Annotated in this window: 15 protein-coding genes, 1 pseudogene and 1 riboswitch; of the genes and pseudogenes, 9 read left to right on the top strand and 7 right to left on the bottom strand. The window is 40.6% G+C overall.

Features of this window, described 5'->3' with window-relative positions:
- Positions 1 to 77: 77 nt before the first annotated feature.
- The 3 genes from PSH50_RS01675 to PSH50_RS01665 are packed head-to-tail and all read right to left on the bottom strand — an operon-like array spanning position 78 to position 4,675.
- Complete coding sequence (locus tag PSH50_RS01675; protein ID WP_273609227.1) at positions 78 to 2,855, bottom strand: ATPase; 2,778 nt, start codon at positions 2,853 to 2,855, stop codon at positions 78 to 80.
- Entirely contained in the window at positions 2,852 to 3,400 is a 549-nt protein-coding gene (locus tag PSH50_RS01670; protein ID WP_054983135.1) for a hypothetical protein, read from the bottom strand. The genes PSH50_RS01675 and PSH50_RS01670 overlap by 4 nt, the downstream gene beginning before the upstream one ends.
- Positions 3,401 to 3,403: 3 nt before the next feature.
- Complete coding sequence (locus PSH50_RS01665; protein ID WP_096739460.1) at positions 3,404 to 4,675, bottom strand: hypothetical protein; 1,272 nt, start codon at positions 4,673 to 4,675, stop codon at positions 3,404 to 3,406.
- Positions 4,676 to 4,965: 290 nt separating this feature from the next.
- Positions 4,966 to 5,138, top strand: a riboswitch (Lysine riboswitch).
- A 76-nt stretch (positions 5,139 to 5,214) separates the two neighbouring features.
- Here PSH50_RS01665 and lysC point away from each other — a divergent pair.
- Positions 5,215 to 6,600, top strand: a complete 1,386-nt coding sequence (gene lysC, locus PSH50_RS01660) for a lysine-sensitive aspartokinase 3 (protein ID WP_273586809.1) — start codon at positions 5,215 to 5,217, stop codon at positions 6,598 to 6,600.
- A gap of 18 nt (positions 6,601 to 6,618) precedes the next feature.
- Here the strand turns inward: lysC and PSH50_RS01655 are convergent, their stop codons facing one another.
- Positions 6,619 to 7,362 (bottom strand): 4'-phosphopantetheinyl transferase superfamily protein, encoded by a 744-nt coding sequence (locus PSH50_RS01655; RefSeq protein WP_273586810.1) that lies wholly within the window; start codon positions 7,360 to 7,362, stop codon positions 6,619 to 6,621.
- A 138-nt stretch (positions 7,363 to 7,500) separates the two neighbouring features.
- Between PSH50_RS01655 and PSH50_RS01650 the strand changes: the two genes are divergently transcribed.
- Entirely contained in the window at positions 7,501 to 8,823 is a 1,323-nt protein-coding gene (locus PSH50_RS01650) for a sodium-dependent transporter (protein WP_004587706.1), read from the top strand.
- Between the two features lie 67 nt (positions 8,824 to 8,890).
- Here the strand turns inward: PSH50_RS01650 and PSH50_RS01645 are convergent, their stop codons facing one another.
- Both PSH50_RS01645 and PSH50_RS01640 read right to left on the bottom strand, forming a co-directional pair.
- Positions 8,891 to 9,871: a 2-hydroxyacid dehydrogenase gene (locus tag PSH50_RS01645; RefSeq protein ID WP_273586811.1), complete on the bottom strand. Its 981-nt coding sequence runs from the start codon at positions 9,869 to 9,871 to the stop codon at positions 8,891 to 8,893.
- A 302-nt stretch (positions 9,872 to 10,173) separates the two neighbouring features.
- On the bottom strand, positions 10,174 to 10,725 hold the full coding sequence (locus tag PSH50_RS01640) for a glutathione peroxidase (protein WP_004587708.1): 552 nt from the start codon (positions 10,723 to 10,725) through the stop codon (positions 10,174 to 10,176).
- Between the two features lie 116 nt (positions 10,726 to 10,841).
- Here PSH50_RS01640 and PSH50_RS01635 point away from each other — a divergent pair, with 116 nt between their 5' ends.
- Positions 10,842 to 11,723, top strand: a complete 882-nt coding sequence (locus PSH50_RS01635; protein ID WP_029773952.1) for an NAD(P)-dependent oxidoreductase — start codon at positions 10,842 to 10,844, stop codon at positions 11,721 to 11,723.
- A gap of 136 nt (positions 11,724 to 11,859) precedes the next feature.
- Here PSH50_RS01635 and sbcB read toward each other — a convergent pair whose 3' ends face one another.
- Complete coding sequence (gene sbcB, locus PSH50_RS01630) at positions 11,860 to 13,305, bottom strand: exodeoxyribonuclease I (protein ID WP_273586812.1); 1,446 nt, start codon at positions 13,303 to 13,305, stop codon at positions 11,860 to 11,862.
- A 575-nt stretch (positions 13,306 to 13,880) separates the two neighbouring features.
- Between sbcB and PSH50_RS01625 the strand changes: the two genes are divergently transcribed.
- From PSH50_RS01625 to PSH50_RS01600, 6 genes and pseudogenes are all read left to right on the top strand, one after another.
- Complete coding sequence (locus PSH50_RS01625; protein ID WP_154946031.1) at positions 13,881 to 14,288, top strand: hypothetical protein; 408 nt, start codon at positions 13,881 to 13,883, stop codon at positions 14,286 to 14,288.
- Positions 14,289 to 14,440: 152 nt separating this feature from the next.
- On the top strand, positions 14,441 to 15,697 hold the full coding sequence (locus tag PSH50_RS01620; RefSeq protein ID WP_273586813.1) for a sodium:proton antiporter: 1,257 nt from the start codon (positions 14,441 to 14,443) through the stop codon (positions 15,695 to 15,697).
- A 270-nt stretch (positions 15,698 to 15,967) separates the two neighbouring features.
- Positions 15,968 to 16,375, top strand: a complete 408-nt coding sequence (locus PSH50_RS01615) for a hypothetical protein (RefSeq protein WP_004587203.1) — start codon at positions 15,968 to 15,970, stop codon at positions 16,373 to 16,375.
- Between the two features lie 267 nt (positions 16,376 to 16,642).
- Positions 16,643 to 16,981: pseudogene (locus PSH50_RS01610) on the top strand (methanolan biosynthesis protein EpsI).
- Positions 16,974 to 18,317 carry an SPFH domain-containing protein gene (locus PSH50_RS01605; RefSeq protein ID WP_004587205.1) on the top strand — a complete coding sequence of 448 codons (1,344 nt, stop codon included), beginning with the start codon at positions 16,974 to 16,976 and terminating at the stop codon, positions 18,315 to 18,317. Before PSH50_RS01610 ends, PSH50_RS01605 begins: the two are co-directional and overlap by 8 nt.
- 225 nt (positions 18,318 to 18,542) lie before the next feature.
- The gene (locus PSH50_RS01600; RefSeq protein WP_004587206.1) at positions 18,543 to 18,812 is read left to right on the top strand and encodes a YrhK family protein; all 270 of its coding nucleotides are present in this window, start codon (positions 18,543 to 18,545) and stop codon (positions 18,810 to 18,812) included.
- The last annotated feature ends 3 nt before the right edge of the window (positions 18,813 to 18,815 follow it).

The following is an 18,815-nucleotide window of genomic DNA, read 5'->3' as shown; positions in this document are numbered from 1 at the left end:
AAATAACACACATCGTTTAAATGTGTATTAGTTTAACGTCCTATATTTTAGTTTAGTTAGTTTGCCTTAACGGCCAATTAATTGTGTTCAACTTCAATCCAGTCTTTTTCGTCTACCCAGTTTTGGGCGCCATCTTTTACTGAACGAATAGGTACAATGTAATCACAGCTTACCTGCGGCTTAACCGAGGCAAAAATTGGCACAAAGCCAAAGCTCAGTGCCGTTTCTATGATTGCTTTTTGGTTTTGGGGGTCAATGTCGGCCGCTTCATCAATATAAATAGGTATACGGTAAAGGTTTTGTTCCTGATCGCTTAATAAGTAACGAATAAACAACATGCCACATAATAACTTAATAGTAATACGAGTGCCGTTTGAGCCAGCTGAATCGATTTTTTCAAAGTGTTCGGTTTCGCCAGCGCGGTTAACCACTTCAAAACGAATATCAAATAAATCAGTTAATGTAAGGCCTGCTTTGTCGGAGGCAAGTTTTATTAGGTGATCTTTTGCTTCGTTTACCGCGCTTTCGCTGTAAGGTTCTTGGCTTAATAAATCAAGGGTGTCGCCTTGTTCAAACTGATGCGACGTGCTGATAATGGTATCAATACTATCAACCAGCATTTTGCGCGGTATTACGTTAATTTTAAACGCTTGAAGGTTAGAAATACGGTGCTGGCTTATCCCTTTATTAAAGCTGTTCATTTCGCGGCGAAGTCGGTCTAAGTCTTCACGCAAGCCTTTAATTGTGGCGGCTACTTCGGTCAGGGCTACGCGGCCTTGGCGCTCAACGGCATCGCGTTCGTTATCAAGGTTATGAAACGCGCTAATCAACTTTTGGTATTTAGTAAATTCGTCGTTTTCGTTATCGAACTTAGTAATACCCGCGTTATATACATGCAAATAGGTATTACGCACGTTTATGTCAAAGTTGCGCAGCTCTTGGCAGTCTTTATTAAAGTGATGTACTAGGTCACTTAAGTTATCAAAGTCGACTGTTATATCAATCATATACGGGGTTACTTTACCGCTGTATAAATCAAGCGTGTGGTCAATTCGCTCGCTTTTAACTTGGCGTAGGCGCTCGGTTTGGCGATTAATTTGCTCTTGCTTAGATTTAATTAACGAGCGCCTGTCTGCAATTGAGCCACTATTTTTTTGAATGTCATGTAGGTAGTCGTCAACTTGTTCGCGCTCTGCTAATAACTGCTCTTTTAGCATAGATTGCGCTTCTACCGACTGTTGCATTACCTCAAATTGCTCTAAGCGTTTTAGGGCGCTCTCTGCGCTCATTAACTCATCGTAAAGTGCATCTTTTTCTTTTTGTTTATCGGCCACGTTAGCGGCTACTTCGCGCTGTTGTTTAAACTCTTTTAACGAGCGTTCCAGCGCGTCTAGCTGAGCGCTAAGCTGGGCTTTGTTTTCGCCGCTTTGCATTTGCACTGGCGAGAGTTTTTTAAGCTTAATGCTTGCCCCTGGCAGGGTTAGTACACCGCCTTTAACGCTTTCGCTTAATAACGATAAAAATTCCCCAAAGGCGTCTTCATCGTCAATGGTTATATCGCCATTGCTGGTGGTGGCAAACGAGAGTATATCGGGGTTTAAAATGCGCGATATTTCTTCTACTTCTTTAAGCGATAGGTCTTCGCGCATTCGGGTAAACAAATTAAACTCAAGGTTTTTAAGCTGCAGTTTTAAGCTTTTAATTTGTTTTTGCGTTTCGCTAATGCGGTAATGAAGCGTGTGTAGGCTTTGCCCTTGTGCGCTGGTAATAGAGTGCGAAAGCGACTCGTAGTCTTGCTTAAGTTGGCCAAGGTTGGTTTTAAGGGTGGCTTTATTTACCAGTTCAAATTCGCTTTTAAGAGCGCTGTAATCTAAAAACCATTGCTCAATTTGGGTTTGCCTGCGTTCTATATCGCGCGATTGCTGTACGTATAAGCTTTGCTTTTGCTCAAACTCGTGTTTTTCGTGCTCTATGTCTTCAAGGGCAATGGCTAGTTCGCTTAGTTGCTCTTCTTGGTAGGTATCAAAGTCTATTAATGCTTGATCAATTTTAGGCGCGTAGGCTGCTAACTTACCTTTAAGCACAGTTTGGTTTTCAAGCATTGATTCAAGCGCTGTTATTGGCTCTTGCATTGATTCAAGCGCTTTTAATTCGCGTTTAGCACGATTTACTTTATCAAACGAGCGACGCCATACTTCGTAAAAGTCCACTTTAGAGTTAGACATATGGCGTTCAAACACACGCAGCATAAAGCGTTTAACATCGCTTGCGCCTAATTTGTGTAAGTTAAGAATACGCCTAAAAATTTCTTTATAAATGGCGGAGTCTTGCACGTTATTAAGCGGGATCATTTTTAAATTAATGTCGCCGTCAAAAGGGGTTGCGCCGCCGGTAAGCAGGGCGTTTAGCTCTTGTGCTTTAAGCTCTATAGGGTTGTAACCTTGCGTTTTTAAATGATTAAACAGCTTGGTAAACTTAATAATGGTATTACCTTGCGTGTACTGCGCTAAATCAAGTTTGCCCTGATAACAAAAGTACTGGTGCGCGTAACCGGCTATTTTACCAAGGCCTGCTACACCAATAACCACCGAGCCATGGGGGAGGTTGGCTTCGAGCAAAATGTACGACTGATCCGATGAAAAATAAAATTTACGGGTTTCATCTAAATCGTGCCCGTCCCATTCGGTTAGGCGCAAATCATTTATTAGCGGAAATTGCAGGGCGTTAATAACCGAGCTTTTACCGGTATTGTTAGGTGCACAAATAGAGCTGCTTTTATCAAGCGGAATAACACATTTTGCATAGCCTGCGGTATTAAGTAGGGCGAGTTTACTTAGTCCGTATAAGTTTTTCATTGCTCGTCCTCTGTAATGTAGGTTTCTTCGTTTACTTCCATAAGTGCATCAATATAGCGGTGAATAGGCGCTTGTAGCATAAAGCCGCCTTCGACTTCGCGGGCAAGGCCTAAACGTACCATGCGCAGGTATACGTCTTTTCGTAAATCTGAGCCCGAAAATATCTCAAGTTGATCAAACAAGTGTTTATTAATTTGCACTAAGGTTTGCATCAGTTCTAAGTCGTTTACTTCATCAAATAGGGCACGCATTGGGTCTTTACCCGTATTGGCAAAGTGCTCAATTAAAATGTAAATAGTCAGTGCAATAGCACGGGATATTTTACCCATGTTTGGCGTGCTTTCGTCGCTGGCAAAGTAGTAAAAGCCGCGGCTGTCGTGTTTTAAATCGTGGCCAAGGGCGTTAAATAAGGCGCTGTAAGATTCTATGTGCTGGTCAAGCTCTTGCCACATTACGTTGTCTTGTTCGCAAATATGGTAACCCGCACCTAATTTTTTATTAATGGCTTGTAGGTGCGTAAGCTCGTCTAAGTTTATATGTGTCATGTGTTACTCGTCTGCCTGTGTATCTGGCTGAGGCGCAGAATTAAATGGGTATAACGAAAAATGTTGGCCGGCAATTTTTACGCGTGTTTTTTCATCGCTTTGGCTAATGTGAATTTCACTGTCGCTGACTAGTTTTTGATATAAAAATAGCATTTCGTCGGCGTCTAATTCTGGGTAGCTTTCATCTAAAAATTGCAGTAATGGCTGGGGCTTTTTACGTTTTTTATTAAAGCGTTTTGCAAAGCTTGTTTTAACATCGTGGTAATCAGGAATGTTTGGCGTAACAAATGCCGGCACGTCTTGTTGCTCTGGGAGCTGGTATTCTTCGTGTTCAAATTCTACCAAGCTTGCCATATAGGCAACTATATGACGCTGCTGGCCAAGCGAATAACGCTGCGCATCGCTTACAAAGTTTGGTTGTACCGCGCTTAGCATGTTGTCTACGCCATTTTTACGCACAAGGCCCAGCACTTTTGCTGCCTGGCGGGTAATTAGGTTATTACGGCGTAGCTCTTCGCGCAGTGGCATAAGCATATCGGCACTTTTGCGTAAGCTTTCTCGGCCAACTAAATGCATTTCGAGTATCCGAGTACGCAATTGCTCAAGCATACGTTTGTCGTTGTAGGCTTTACCTGAGCGTTCAATGTGCTCTATTTGCTTACTTATTTGTTGCTCAATAAGTGTAAAACAGGCATGAAAGTCACCGCGAATATCGACCATTTCAAGCATCGGCTCTATGTATTCGTCAAAGGCTTCTATTACCGCTTTGTAGCGCTTTTGCAAAGATTGCACCGCGTGATCAGATTTAGCTTGCTCAACAATGTTTAAAATAGCGTTTTCGTTGTGCGCGTAAAGCTTCATTATTTTACGCACCCGATCATCCATAATGCGGCTATAGCGGCGTAAATCGTCAAAGTCTTCTATTTCGCCGGCATTATCTAAACGGTTTCCTAGGCGTGCTAAATCATCAACCAAAACGCTAATTTCTTGTGCTAAACCTAGGTGTTCTTCTTGTAATAAAAAGGTCGCAAAATCGGCAATGGCGCGGTTTATTTCAAGCTGGGATGATTTAGCCAATGGAATAAGTATATCTTGATTGAGCAAACGATTTGTTTCTTTGTAAATGCGCTCGTTTGTCCATGTGGGCTGTTTTTGCTTAATAGCGTTTTGCACGTCTTTGAGGCTAAAGTCGGCCATTTTAAAACGTTTAAATAATAGCTCTAAAACACCCCAATGTTCGCTAAGGGTGTTAAGCAGCTTTTTAGCTGGGATCATAATGCGGTGATACATCCTAGTAATGAGTTAACTACACTTAAAGCAGAGCGTAGTTTTTATATTTTTATAATAAAAAGTACTCGTTATTAACTGGCTTAATTTACACATTTTTTTAGCTGGCGTACAGGCGAGTTACATTAAGCGCTGTAAAAGTAGCCAGCAATGTAAACCTTGGCTAAATTATTCGCGTTATATTAACTAAAACACCTTGACAGCTAGACGTCTAAACGATAACTTTCAAAGCCCCGCTACACAGTGGGGTTTTGTTTTATTAGCCACAGGTTAATACAACATTCAGAAGAGGTGCGATACTTAGGTATTTAATGGTAGGTGACGAACGCCCATAACCATTAAAGAGGGAAGTACTCGCCGAGGAAAACAAGGTTACGTCAACCGTGTTTTTCGGTTTATGGGGCTGAATCCCCAAAACTGTCACCAACTTAGGTGGAGAGCTTCTGGCAGTGGACACATCTTATTTGCATTCCTTTGCCAAGTTCTTCTTGTTTTTTAGCGGTTTGGATACCGCGAAAGGAGACGAAATGACTACCCAATCAGTGCCACAAACAGTATCAGGCGCAAAATCAGATTACATCGTTGCCAAATTTGGCGGAACCAGTGTTGCAAACTTTGAAGCGATGAGTCGCTGCAGCGAAATTATTGTTGCAGATAAAAGCGTACGTATTGTAGCTGTGAGCGCCAGTGCCGGCGTAACTAACCACTTAGTTGCACTGTGCAAATCCGACCTTAGTAAAGAGCAGCGCCAAGCACACATAGATGGCGTATTGGCTATTCAACAGGCTATTTTAGATGAGCTGTCGCTTGATGCCGATTTAGCGGTGGGTTTTAACGAGACGTTAAAAGCGTTTCAAACGTTAGCCCTTGAAATACTCACTACTGATCAACAACACGATGAGCTGCTTAGCTTTGGCGAACGTTTATCGTCTTATTTATTTGCTCAAGTGTTGCGCTTAAAAGGCTTAAATGCAGATAGGTTTGATGTACGCAAAGTGCTTAAAACAGACAGCCAATTTGGTAAAGCAACGCCCGATGTTGCGGCCACTGCACAAGCGGCTAAAGACCTGTTAATTCCGTTATTAGATGAGCAAGTAATAGTTACACAAGGGTTTATTGGTAGTGATGAATTTGGCCAAACCACAACGCTTGGTCGTGGTGGCTCTGACTACAGTGCGGCGTTATTAGCAGAGGCTATTAACGCTAAAAGTGTACACATTTGGACCGATGTAGTGGGTATTTTTAGCACCGACCCGCGTTTATGCGCTAAGGCAACGCCAATTGCCCGTTTAAGCTTTGATGAAGCCGCAGAAATGGCGACATTTGGCGCAAAAGTATTGCACCCTGCAACTATTTTACCAGCAAGCCGTAGCCATATTAATGTATTTGTAGGCTCTAGCCGCGAGCCAGAGCGCGGAGGAACGTGGATTGAGCGTGAAAAATCGCAGCAGCCAGGTATTCGTGCCGTTACGCAGCGTAAAAACCAAATATTGCTAACGCTTAAAAGCCCAGAAATGTTATTAGCAAGTGGCTTTTTGGCCCGTGTATTTACTATTTTAAGTGAATTTAATATATCGGTAGATTTAGTTACTACCTCAGAAATAAGTGTTGCCATTACGCTCGATAACGCGCCTAATGCCTCGCGACCTGAGCTTGAGCAAGCGTGTTTAGATAAATTGGCCGAATTTTGTCATGTATCGGTTGAAAACAACTTAACCTTAGTGGCGCTTATAGGCTCTGAAATACAGCTACGCCAGCACGAAATGAACCTAATGAACGTATTAAAAGAGTTTAATATTCGATTAATTTGTCATGGTGCAAGCAAGCACAACTTATGCTTTTTAGTAGAGCAAAGCGAGTCAGATACAGTGGTACAAGCAATACACAGCCGCTTATTAGAAAGCGCTGCTTAAGCTTTTAAAGCCAAGTTATTAAGTATCCAAGTTATTAAGTATAAAGCACCGCCAGTCGGTGCTTTTTTTATGCGCCACGCTTATATCAAACTCCTCATTGGCAACCGTTATGCTGTTACTCGATGCTGTAAGGTTTAACAAAGAAAATTCATCAAATACATTTGGGCTAAGCAATTGCGCTATTGGGCGGCTAGTTGCTTTAGCGAGTGACTCTTTTAAGGTCCAAATTCTAAAAAAGCGGTGGGCTTGCTCTTTTATAGCCAAAGGGGCGGTAATTAAGGCAATTTCAGCCTTATGATAAAAATGCTTAGCGAGCTTTTCGAATGGGCGTTTTAAGTTTATTTTTTCAATATCAAAGCCAAACTCCGCCTTAGTAACATTAAGTGCAACGCCAACTAAGCCATGTGAGTGCGAAATACAGGTATTAATAACGGTGTTGTTTATATGGAGCTGTAGTTTTGAGCATTCTTCATTAAAGTGGGTGCTCATTTTATTAAGCGGTATGTGTGCGTATTGGGGCTGAGTATGCTTTGCAAGTTGCTTTAGTAATATACGCGATGCTACATATTCTTGCTTTGCTTGCATGCGTTTACGGCGATTTATAACGCTTAGCTCAAATGGGCTTAGGTACTGGGTTAAATCAAGGTGTTCTACATTAAGTGTGTTGGCATTAAACACTAAAATAGTATTGTTGCTAGGGGGTAAATCGCTATAAAAAGAGGGAGCAATACTTAGGGTGTTTTTAAAAAAGAGGTTAGTCATACGCGCTTAAAATAAGTGAGTGCTGTAATTATGAGCGGTTAACAGCGCTTATTTATGCCAAAAGCAATTTTATTACTCAGTTGGCATTAAATATGGTTTAATTCACAATAATCAAAGAATAACAGAATTTGTAGATGTATGGCACAAGTGCGTGATGGATTTCAAAGCCGTTTTGGTTTTGTTTTAGCCGCTGCAGGCGCAGCAGTGGGTTTAGGTAATATTTGGGGTTTTCCTACGCAGGCGGCCAACCATGGTGGCGGTGCATTTTTATTGGTTTACTTTGTAGTTATATTTTTACTTGCGCTACCTGCGCTTTATACCGAACTTTATTTAGGCCACCAAGCGCAAGCAAACCCAGTAAAAGCATTGGGTAATGCGTGGCAAAATACCAACAAAAAAGTAGGGGCTGCCGCAGGATATATTGGCCTTGCGGGCGCTGTGGTTATGCTTAGCTTTTATTCTATTGTAGCTGGGTGGATGCTCTCTTACGCGATAGAGCCTATTACTACATTTTTTGGTTTTACCGCCGCAAGCGAATTTTTACACAGCGACTCTATGGTGCGTAATTTTATATTTACGCCGCTTATGCTTATTTTAACCGCCAGTATTATTTTAAAAGGGGTTAAGTCGGGTATTGAAACTTGGTCACGTCGTTTAATGCCATTGTTATTGGTGCTACTAATAGGCTTAATTTTTTATATAGCTAGTTTAGAAGGCGCCAGCGAAGGGTTTGCTGCTTATTTAATTCCTAATTTTAGCCAAGTGCTTGACCCAAATTTAATTATTGCTGCAATGGGGCAGGCGTTTTTCTCGCTCTCATTAGGGGTTGGCTGCATGATGATTTATGGCTCGTACCTGCAGCCAGATGCAAACCTGCCAAAACTAACTGCAAGCGTTGCACTACTTGATACCAGTGTGGCATTTTTAGCAGGTTTACTGATAGTGCCTGCAATTTATGTAGCGCAGCATAACGGGGTAGAGGTGTTTAGCGGCGGAAAACTTATAGGTGAAGGGCAGCTTATATTTGCTATTTTGCCTGAGCTTTTTAGTACCATGGGCGAAATTGGCTTACTAATTGGGTTACTGTTTTTTGTACTTATGTCGATTGCATCGGTTACATCGACTATTTCTACCACAGAAATACCGGTAGCGTTTTTAGTAGAAAACCACCGCGTAGATCGTACTAAAGCAACGTGGGCCGTTAGCCTAGTGGTGTTAATATGCGCTAGTGCAATAATATTAAACTTTGAGTGGTTATTTGGTTTAGTGATCATGCTATTTACTCAGTACCAACTTCCACTTATGGGGCTGTTTTATTTTATAACCGCAGGTTGGATGTGGAAACGCGGTAATAAGCTTCATAAAGCCAGCACCGGCACGCATTACTGGTTTGCTCAATACATTCGTTTTGTGTGCCCAGTATTAATGACTCTTGTTTTTGCAAACGTTGCGTTTGGCTAAAGTATTTTAAGCTTTACCCGTTATGTAAATAGCAAAACGGGTAAAGCTAAATTAATGGGCCGCAGCTTTATAAAACCTCATTAGTTAAAGGTCTCTGTTCATTAATTTCTATTGCGTTTTGTATGGTGGTATTGGCAATTTCGCTAAGGGCTTCTTGAGTAAAAAAGCCTTGGTGGCCAGTTATTAATACGTTTTTAAAACTAACTAAGCGCGAGAATATATCGTCTTGGTTTATCTCGTCGCTATGGTTTTTAAAAAATAGCTCCGACTCCTGCTCGTACACATCAAGCCCTAAATACCCTAGCTTTTTAGTTTTAAGCGCATTTATACACGCTTTGCTATTAAGTAGCGCACCGCGCGAAGTGTTAATTAGCATTACCCCAGGTTTCATTTTATTAAATGCATCGTCATTTATTAAATGGTGTGTTTGCTCATTCAGTGGGCAGTGCAGTGAAATTATATCGCTTTGAGTAAGCAGCGAATCTAAATCGGTAATGGTGTAATTGCCAGGTGTTGCATAAGGGTCGCACACTAAAACATCCGCGCCAAAGCCATTTAAAATATTACAAAGGGCAAGGCCAATTTTACCACAACCTATAATGCCAACTGTTTTGCCGTGTAAGTTAAAGCCTAATAAACCGTTTAAATCAAAGTTGTCTTCGCGTACGCGGTTATAGGCTTTATGTGTTTTACGGCTAAGGGTAAGCATAAGTGCAACACAGTGCTCAGCTACGGCTTCTGGGCTGTATGCGGGTACTCGTAATACCTTAATGTTGTGTGCTTTGGCAGCCACTAAATCAACATTATTAAACCCTGCGCAGCGAAGTAAAATAGTATTAATTCCATGCTCAGCAAGGTGCTCAATAACGAAGGCGTTAACCGTGTCGTTTACAAATACACACACAGCATCAAACCCTTTAGCAAGCAGGGCTGTTTGCTCGTTCAGTGCTTGCTCAAAGTAACAAATCTCTATTTGCGGGTGTTTGTTAATACTGCGCTCAAAAAAAGGCTGCTCGTATTTTTGCGTACTAAAAAAAGCAATGTTCATGTTATTTACTCCAAAGCCTAGCTGTTATACCAATGCGCATAATCAAGTGATCTATTTTGAGGATGTAAAAACGCGTTGATAGTAAGGCAAAAAATTCGCTATTTAGTTGTTCTCGGCAATTGCTCCTGCATTGCTCTACCTTCTGCATCCATGCAGTCGTAAATGAGAGTTTTTTAACGCAGATAGCGACACGTTTAGCCTCTAAAATAATTAAGTATTATTGCCGATTGGTGTTATACATAACCTTAAACTAGTTTAATAAAGCATGCTTGAGTAACCACCCATTTATTGATTTAGAATAATTAAGCGCCTTTTAATGCATTAAAGTTGGGTATTATTTTTGCGTTATTTAAGTTATTAGCGTTTAGTGCGCTAGGTAAGTTTGCCTCAATGACCTGTTTAAGCGTTTCGGGCTTGGTGCGCGGCGCATAACGTGCAACGAGCTGACCTTGTGGGTTAATTAAAAACTTGGTGAAGTTCCACTTTACTGCGCGGTTTTGCGAAATACCACGGGTATGCGACTTTAAATAATTAAACAGCGGATGCGCCTCGGGCCCATTTACCATTACCTTACCAAACACTTTGAACGACACGTCAAATTGCCCTTGATAAAAGTCTTTAATCGCGAGGTTATCAAGCGGCTCGTTTTGGCCAAATTGATGACACGGAAACGCTAAAATAGTGAAACCGCTATTTTTATATTCCTGATAGAGCTTTTCTAGCGAACTTAATTGCACCGAAAAATTACATTTACTTGCTGTATTAACAATAAGTACTGTTTTGCCTTTTAGCTGGCTAAGCGCAAAGCTTTCGCTGTTGTACAAAGGGGCACTAAATTGATAAATACTATCCATGGTTACCTACTTATTTCCTTACGTTGGAAATTTATAAAGACTTAATTCGCTTTTTAAGCAGCCGATTGACATAATCGGGCATAGTTTCTAAGTTAGCAGGAAAATAAGGCACTTTTATGTCAATCAATGTTGCATTTATAGGTTTAGGGGTAATGGGTTACCCAATGGCAGGGCATTTAGCAAAAGCGGGCTTTAATGTGTGTGTATATAACCGCACTCAAGCAAAGGCGCAAAGCTGGGTAGATGAGTATGCAGGAAGCTTTGCTACCACGCCGCGAGAAGCTGCTAATAATGCTGATATTGTATTTATGTGTGTAGGTAATGATGATGACTTACGTGCGGTTGTTTATGGTGAAAATGGTGTTTTAGCGGGGATGGCCGTTAATAGCATTTTGGTTGACCATACTACTACATCGGCTGAAGTAGCCCGTGAAGTAGCAGAAAAAGCAGCCCTGCAAAATATAGATTTTATAGACGCGCCTGTATCAGGCGGACAAGCAGGTGCTGAAAACGGCGTGCTTACAGTCATGGCTGGCGGTAACGAAGCTGTTTTCACTAAAGTGCAACCCGTAATGGCAGCATATAGCCGTTTTAGCCAGTTATTAGGCGATGTGGGCGCAGGACAGTTATGTAAAATGGTTAATCAAATTTGTATTGCCGGCGTAGTGCAAGGCTTAGCCGAGGGCTTACATTTTGCCAAACAAGCAGGGCTTGATGGTGAAAAAGTAATTGAAACCATTTCAAAAGGGGCTGCGGGTTCGTGGCAAATGGAAAACCGCTACAAAACAATGTGGGCAGGTGAGTACGAGTTTGGTTTTGCCGTAGATTGGATGCGCAAAGATTTAGGCATCGCGCTTGATGAAGCTAAAAACAACGGCGCTACGTTACCGATGACTGCAACGGTTGATCAATATTACGCCGACGTACAAGCGCTAGGTGGCGGCCGATACGATACATCAAGCTTACTAGCACGCATTGAAGCACTACATAAAAAATAACGTTTGTATGCCTAGTTAAATGCGAAGCTTGCTGGCGTGATGGGCAAAGCCCATAATAATTTAAACAAAAACGCGACGCTTTAGTAATTAAAGCGTCGCGTTTTTATATGCGCTATACAAATAAACTAAAAGAAAATTACATGCTTTGCGCGTAGTTATACAAAGCCTTTAAAATGGTTAGGTTTTTTTCGCTGTCGTCGTGCTCATGGGCCAAGTTTTCAAGGGTGATCATAAAATCTTGTGCGCTAATTGAGGGTTGATCTTCTCCGTGCATTAACTTGTTTTGGCAATACTGACGCCATTGGTCAAGCTCTTGCTGGTTTAGCGTTTCTGGCCAGTTTCGTGCGCGGTATCTAAACAGTAATGTATTGAACTTTTTATCTTCAAAATCTAAATTTAAGCCCGCTAGCTCATCTGGTTTAGCATCGCGAATAATCGCAAATTTAGCTTTGTCGGCGTGGCTTGTAAAGCCATCGTAAAGTAAGTAATCAACGTTAGTGGTCGCGCTGTAATCGCCTTTTTCGTTAAACACCTCAGTTACTTTATCGCGAAGCTCGGTATTGGTTTTTAAAATAGCTAAATTAGCGAGGCATTGCTCGCGGTCAATGCCTAAACGGGCTGCGTTTTCAGGCAATAACGTTTTAGCAGGCGCTAAAATAGGGCACTTGTTTAAATGCACCAATTTTAAACCAACAGGTAAATCACCCTCGGCTAAATCAACGCGTTTGGTGTATAAGCGTTTACGTAACTCTTCTACGTTTAAATCAATGAGTACTTGCGGGTTTTGGGTTAAATCAAAACAAATAACCGCGTTTTTATTTACCGGATGAAAGCTCATAGGCGCTACCCACGTAGTACAGCCCTGCGTTGCAGGAATGCGTGACGAGGTATGTACCAGCGGCGTCATGTTAAATACATCAACTAACTCACCAAGCGCTTTTTTATTACGCAGCCCAAAAAAGAAGTTATAAAGCTTTGGTTGTTTTTCTTTTATAAGTTTAGCCAGTGCAATAGTGGCAGTTACATCGCTTAGCGCATCGTGCGCAGCGGCGTGTTCAATGCCATTAGCTACCGTTAAATGTTCAAGCTTAAAGCTCGGGCTGCCGTCTTCTTTTAACGGCCATTCAATGCCCTCAGGGCGCAGCGCATAACACGCACGTACTAAATCAATAATATCCCAGCGGCTGTTATTGTTTTTATATTCGCGCTCGTACGGGTCGTAAAAGTTACGATAAAAGCTATAACGGCTTACTTCGTCATCAAAGCGAATACTGTTATAACCAGCCACACAGGTGTTTGGCGCACTAAATTCAGCATTAATTTTGGCTATAAACTCAGCCTCAACCAAACCTTTTTGCATCGCCACTTGTGGCGTAATACCGGTAATTAAACATGCCTCAGGGTGAGGCAAGTAATCCGCTTGCGGCTTACAATATTCAATAAGCGGCTCGCCAATTATATTTAAATCAAGATCGGTACGAATTCCCGCAAACTGGCTCGGCTTATCTTTTTGAGGGCTCGCCCCCCAGGTCTCATAATCGTGCCAATAGATTGTTGCTTGATTTTGCTCTTGATATGCCATGCTGAAAACCCTGAGTAGTTAACTTAAAAACGCCTAAATATGCGCCAAGTTACTAAAATAATGAATTATTTAGATTATGGCATATGGGCGAGGGAGTTTATAGGTTTGGGTGATAAATGATGTTATGGAACTTTGTAGTAATACGTCAAGTTTGAGTTTTGTTCCAATCCACAATCACGAATTAAAAGTAAGGGGGCGCGCCGTTATAGCCCATGGCTTGCTAACCTTTTTGCAAATAGTTATTACCGGTCCAAAGTAAACCAAACGCAAATTTGCTAAGCACTTGGTGCTTTAACAGCTGGTTTGGTGGATAAATGATGCTGCAGACATAGGCTTTAAGTTTGAAGCTGTTATGGAAAAGTTAAGCCACTTGAACGGACTAAGTAAAGAGCGGGTTCGGTTACTGATTGTATAAATACCAATTGCCGTAAATTAGTAATTCTCCATTAGACTAAAGTCTATAAGTTAATTTTCTTCACTTATTGGTTTTGTTTTAATCGTTTGTCGGTTTTGTGTTAATTCTCTAAAGTTGAATTGTCGGCAATAAGCACGACTAACTCAACAGGAATATAATCATGAAAAGCTCACTTATCAAAACCATCGCTCTTGGCTCTTTATTAACTTGCTCAGCTGCTGTAATGGCTGATACAAGTGACTACAAATTAATGGTTATCGAACAAGCGACTGCACCGCAGCCAATTGAGCAGTCATTTAATAGTTGCGCACTGAATGTTAAGTCAAAAAACTATGCAGAGGCTGAGGCAATTTGTACAAAAGCAATTGCACTTTTAAAAGATGCAGACGGCCCTAAATTTAAAGTACGCCAACTTACGTCATTCGCGTTAAGTAACCGAGGTGTTGCGCGCTTAAAATCAAATAAAGACACCGCAGCCATTGCTGATTTGTACGAGGCTAACCAAATGTCTAACAGTACAATGGTATCGCATAATTTAACACTTGCTAAAGAAGAGCTTGCGCTATAAAAAAGCACTAAACATGCTTTAATTAAGCCAGTGTATAAAAAGCCCATGTTAGGTTTATTCTTAACATGGGCTTTTTGCGTTGCACGGTTAAAAAGTGCAAATCATAAAAGTGGAAACTACCTATTAGGCTTTAAATTTAAGAGAGCTAGATTATGGATGTCACCAGTACGTTGAGTATATTTGAAATTAGCGCGATTTTTTTATCTATAACCGCATTACTTGCTTATATAAATCATCGGTTTATAGGCCTGCCAACCACCATTGGGGTGATGGTTATTTCGCTTTTAGTGTCTATTGCGGCCATATTTTTGGGCTTTTTAGGGTTTGATGAACTTATTGATTACGAAGTAAGCCTACTTGATCAACTCAATTTTACTCATGTATTGCTCGACGGCATGCTCTCAATGCTGCTTTTTGCTGGGGCGCTGCACGTTAATGTAAGTGACTTAAGACGTTATAAATTACCCATAGGTATTTTAGCGTGTGTGGGTACGTTAATTTCAACAGTGATTATTGCTACAGCGTTATATGTAGTAGTGCCTTTATTGGGATTTAATTTATCGTTTATATGGTGTTTATTATTTGGTGCGTTGATTTCGCCAACCGATCCGATAGCGGTGATGGGTATTTTACGCTCTGCTGGTGCGCCTAAAAGTATTGAAACCGTAATAGCGGGGGAGTCGCTATTTAATGATGGTATAGGCGTGGTGGTATTTGCGCTTTTATTAGGAATTTTAACCAGTGGTGATATGCCAACTACATACTCAGTGGCTCATACACTCGCTGTTGAAGCGGGGGGCGGTATAATATTTGGTTTAATATTAGGCGCTGCTTTAAATTATTTATTAAAAGCAATAGATAGCTACCAAGAAGAAGTATTACTTACGCTAGCGGGTGTTATAGGCGGTTATGCATTGGCGAGTCACTGGCACTTATCGGGGCCACTTGCGATGGTTATGGTGGGATTAATGGTGGGTAATCATGGCCGTAATTTAGCCATGAGTGATAAAACACGCCACTATGTTGATTTGTTTTGGGAGCTAATTGATGAAATTTTAAATGCCATTTTATTTGTGCTAATTGGCCTTGAAGTGGTAATGATTGTGTACTCAGCTAATTTGCTGGTGGCGGGCGTTTTAACCATTTTAATTGCGCTATGCGCACGTCTTATTGTGGTTGGCCTAACAACAACTATTTTTAATAAACAGCTCGAGCTGCCCAGCGGTGCATGGAAAGTGTTAACCTGGGGAGGACTACGTGGCGGTATTTCGGTGGCACTGGTGTTGCAGCTACCTGATGGATCGCAGCGTAATATATTATTGGCTTTAACTTATGCAGTGGTGGTTTTTTCAATTTTAGTGCAAGGCTTGAGCGTAGGAAAAGTCGCCAAAAGCATAAAAACAAAATAAATTTTAAAGACTGATTTTTGTACAGTTTGCTGGCTTGTATGCGTAACTACTGCATAACACTCGTTTTAAAACCTTTTTCAAAACAAGCAGTAATTACGCTGGTTTACACGCTGTTAAACATTTAAATTTGTACGTATATTAGACTAAAGTCTATAGGTTAATTTTCTTCACTTATTGAGTTTGTTTTTCTCGTTTGTCGGCGCTGAGCTATTACTCTAAAGTTCAGTTGTCGGCAACAAGCGCGACTAACTTAATTAGGAAAGACAAACCATGAAACGTACACTTTTAAAAACCATCGCTCTTGGCTCATTACTAACTTGCTCAGCAGCTGTAATGGCTGATTCAAGTGACTACAAACTAATGGTTATCAAAACCGCTACTGCTCCATTGCCACTTGAAGAGTCATTCAATAGCTGTGCACTTAACGTTAAATCTAAAAATTACGCTCAAGCTGAAGAAATTTGTACTAAAGCCATTGCACTATTAAAAGATGCACAAGGCCCTAAATTTAAAGTACGCCAGCTTACATCGTACGCTTTAAGCAACCGTGGCGTTGCACGTTTAAAAGCGCATAACGATACAGCAGCATTAGCTGATTTATACGAAGCAGTACAAATCTCTGAAAACACATTAGTGTCTCATAACTTAACTCGCGCTAAAGAAGAGCTTGCCTTATAAAGCAATTTAATTAGCGAGAGTCACAAAAAAGTCCCTACCGAATTATATTTGGTAGGGGCTTTTTTGTGCGTGTAATAAAATTTTTTTATAAAACTCACATGTAAATTTAAGAGCGAGAAAGCCCGTTTTAGAGAGCTTTATTTTTGGAATTATTACTTTTACCTGTTTTTTATACGAGGTTTCTGTAAAATTAATGAGTTAACATTTGTTATTGATTTATAACACCTGTTATTGACGTAATCATTCAACTAAATATAAGCAGGTTATATGATTTTCTATATTGTTGGGTTGAGTACATTGGTTATTATTTTGTGTTTAGCTATTTATGTTATTTATAGCAATATACGCAAAAACCGAGTAAGAAAAACTTAGGAATACAATGTGCTGTTTGATAAAGACACCATTGTAGATGAGCTTATTACTCAACTTACGGATAAAAACCAAGCCCAAGCAGATAAACATAAAAAAATAAAAGGCAAAGAAGAGATCCTTGCAACATTTATAGAATTGCATCGCTCAGGTAGTTTTTGTGCGCATTTAAGCGAGCAAGAAATTATTTACTTTGTTAAGAAAAAACTAAACATGGAGAGTAATGAAAATGGATAGCGATAAAAAAGCGGTTCCAGAAGAAAAGTCACAATCATTTATAGGTCGTTTTGGCCGCCGAAATGTCATTTTAGTAACATCAATAGTGGTTGTGTTGGCTGTTATAGCAACGCTTACTTCACAAGTTATTTCTTGGAACGAAGCTGACGAGCGTTTAGTTCATCAATCGGCGTTTACCGGAAAGTTAACGGTTATTAACCAAGCTGGCCCATACTTAAAAGCATTTGGCACTACATCTGCTTATAAAAAGGTTATATCGATTAACTTTACGGGTGACGAAAACGCGACTGCGAGTGCAATTGTACCTCTTATTCCAATACGCTTTTTGGATACAACAACCGGTGGTGCACGTGGTGTATCGCGCTTTAGGTTGCCAGGCAATGTACCAGCCACTGAAAAAGGTGAATTACGTGGATTACTAAAAATACACGAAGAGTTTGGTTCGCAAGATACGCTTATATCTAATTTACTTATGCGTGCTACTACAGAAAACGTTAAAGCGTCGGCGCGTATGATGTCGGTTGAGCAGCATTATTCTGGTGGAAACGGGCAACTTAGCCAAGACTTCTCTGATCAACTTACTAATGGTATTTTTGTTACTGAGCAAATAATCAGCAGCGGTGAGCGGGATAAAAGCGATGAACTAGGTAGCTTAAGTAAACAGCAGCGTGTAACGGTAAATATTAAATCTGATAAAGAGGGTAAACCGCTGCGTAATGCGCCGATTTTAGGTGCGTATGGTATTACTGTTGTAGATGCAAGTATTATTGATATTGACTACGAAAGTAAAGTAAACGCGCGCTTAGAAGCGCAAAAGCAAGCGGCTGCAGATGAAGCCTTGGCACGTCAAAATCTTAAAAAAGCAGAGCAACAAGCGCGTACAGAAGTTGCCTTAGGCGAACAAGCAATAGCAAAGCAACGGGCAGAGTCTGAAAAGCTTAAAATTAAAGAGCAAATCGATGCCGAGCGTATTAAAGCGAATGCTATTATTTCTGCTCAGCAACGTGTAGCTGTAAAAGCTGAGTTGGCTAAAGAGCAAGAAGAGATATTAAAGCAACAGCGTTTAGAAGCACTAGGTATGGATGTGTTAGCTGAGGCACGCTTACGTGCTAAATCAGCAGCGCTTGATCCTAAATATGTGTTTGATGAAACATTAAAAGCTGAGGTGAAAATTCAAACTGCTTTATTCAATAGTTTAGGAAAAAGTCGCTTAGTGCCTGAAATTGTAATAGGTGCAGGGCAGGGCGAGCAAAGCAATGGTTCTGAATTTATGCGATTATTAGCGGCAGATGCGGCTTTAAGTCTTAAAAAACGTTTAGAAAAAGACCAAAAATAAACAATTAAATATACAAGTAATAGTGAGTTTTAGCTATAAAGACTCTACACCAATAAAAACGCTGGCTGATATATCAGGCAGCGTTTTTTATTGTGTGTTTTTTGCTATTGTATTATGCAAATAAGCCTATACCAATGCGTAATAATACTTAATTAAGCGAATTGGTATTAGATGCTAGTGAAAACAGTTTTTTTAATTACACAGTAAAAAGAGTGAGTAGTATTGATGGGCTCCAGCAAAAATCAGCTTAATTTAGACTTAGGACAAGAGCATATTACTATCCAACGCCGTTATGAAGCATTAGGCGCAGTTAACGATTTTTTAATTGCGGTGTGGTTTTTAATTGGTAGCTTTTTCTTTTTAAATGAGTCATTAGTTGAAAGCGGTACCTGGCTTTTTATAGCTGGCAGTGCGCAATTAATAATAAAACCTGTATTAAAATTAATGAGTTTAGTTCACGTTAAAAAAGTGTTTCGTTCTAACAATACTCACTAGGCG

Source organism: Pseudoalteromonas sp. Angola-7 (assembly GCF_028599255.1).
Taxonomy (GTDB): domain Bacteria; phylum Pseudomonadota; class Gammaproteobacteria; order Enterobacterales; family Alteromonadaceae; genus Pseudoalteromonas; species Pseudoalteromonas atlantica.
The sequence above is the reverse complement of the archived record's forward strand: the minus strand, read 5'-3'. Positions and strand labels throughout refer to the sequence as shown.

What these genes read in the sequence shown, in the direction of transcription:
- PSH50_RS01625 (WP_154946031.1), top strand. Translation starts at nt 13,881, where the DNA reads ATGAAAAGCTCACTTATCAAAACCATCGCTCTTGGCTCTTTATTAACT.
- PSH50_RS01640 (WP_004587708.1), bottom strand. Translation starts at nt 10,725, where the DNA reads ATGGATAGTATTTATCAATTTAGTGCCCCTTTGTACAACAGCGAAAGC.
- PSH50_RS01600 (WP_004587206.1), top strand. Translation starts at nt 18,543, where the DNA reads ATGGGCTCCAGCAAAAATCAGCTTAATTTAGACTTAGGACAAGAGCAT.
- PSH50_RS01675 (WP_273609227.1), bottom strand. Translation starts at nt 2,855, where the DNA reads ATGAAAAACTTATACGGACTAAGTAAACTCGCCCTACTTAATACCGCA.
- PSH50_RS01635 (WP_029773952.1), top strand. Translation starts at nt 10,842, where the DNA reads ATGTCAATCAATGTTGCATTTATAGGTTTAGGGGTAATGGGTTACCCA.
- PSH50_RS01620 (WP_273586813.1), top strand. Translation starts at nt 14,441, where the DNA reads ATGGATGTCACCAGTACGTTGAGTATATTTGAAATTAGCGCGATTTTT.
- PSH50_RS01650 (WP_004587706.1), top strand. Translation starts at nt 7,501, where the DNA reads ATGGCACAAGTGCGTGATGGATTTCAAAGCCGTTTTGGTTTTGTTTTA.
- PSH50_RS01655 (WP_273586810.1), bottom strand. Translation starts at nt 7,362, where the DNA reads ATGACTAACCTCTTTTTTAAAAACACCCTAAGTATTGCTCCCTCTTTT.
- PSH50_RS01670 (WP_054983135.1), bottom strand. Translation starts at nt 3,400, where the DNA reads ATGACACATATAAACTTAGACGAGCTTACGCACCTACAAGCCATTAAT.
- PSH50_RS01605 (WP_004587205.1), top strand. Translation starts at nt 16,974, where the DNA reads ATGGATAGCGATAAAAAAGCGGTTCCAGAAGAAAAGTCACAATCATTT.
- lysC (WP_273586809.1), top strand. Translation starts at nt 5,215, where the DNA reads ATGACTACCCAATCAGTGCCACAAACAGTATCAGGCGCAAAATCAGAT.
- PSH50_RS01645 (WP_273586811.1), bottom strand. Translation starts at nt 9,871, where the DNA reads ATGAACATTGCTTTTTTTAGTACGCAAAAATACGAGCAGCCTTTTTTT.
- PSH50_RS01615 (WP_004587203.1), top strand. Translation starts at nt 15,968, where the DNA reads ATGAAACGTACACTTTTAAAAACCATCGCTCTTGGCTCATTACTAACT.
- PSH50_RS01665 (WP_096739460.1), bottom strand. Translation starts at nt 4,675, where the DNA reads ATGATCCCAGCTAAAAAGCTGCTTAACACCCTTAGCGAACATTGGGGT.
- sbcB (WP_273586812.1), bottom strand. Translation starts at nt 13,305, where the DNA reads ATGGCATATCAAGAGCAAAATCAAGCAACAATCTATTGGCACGATTAT.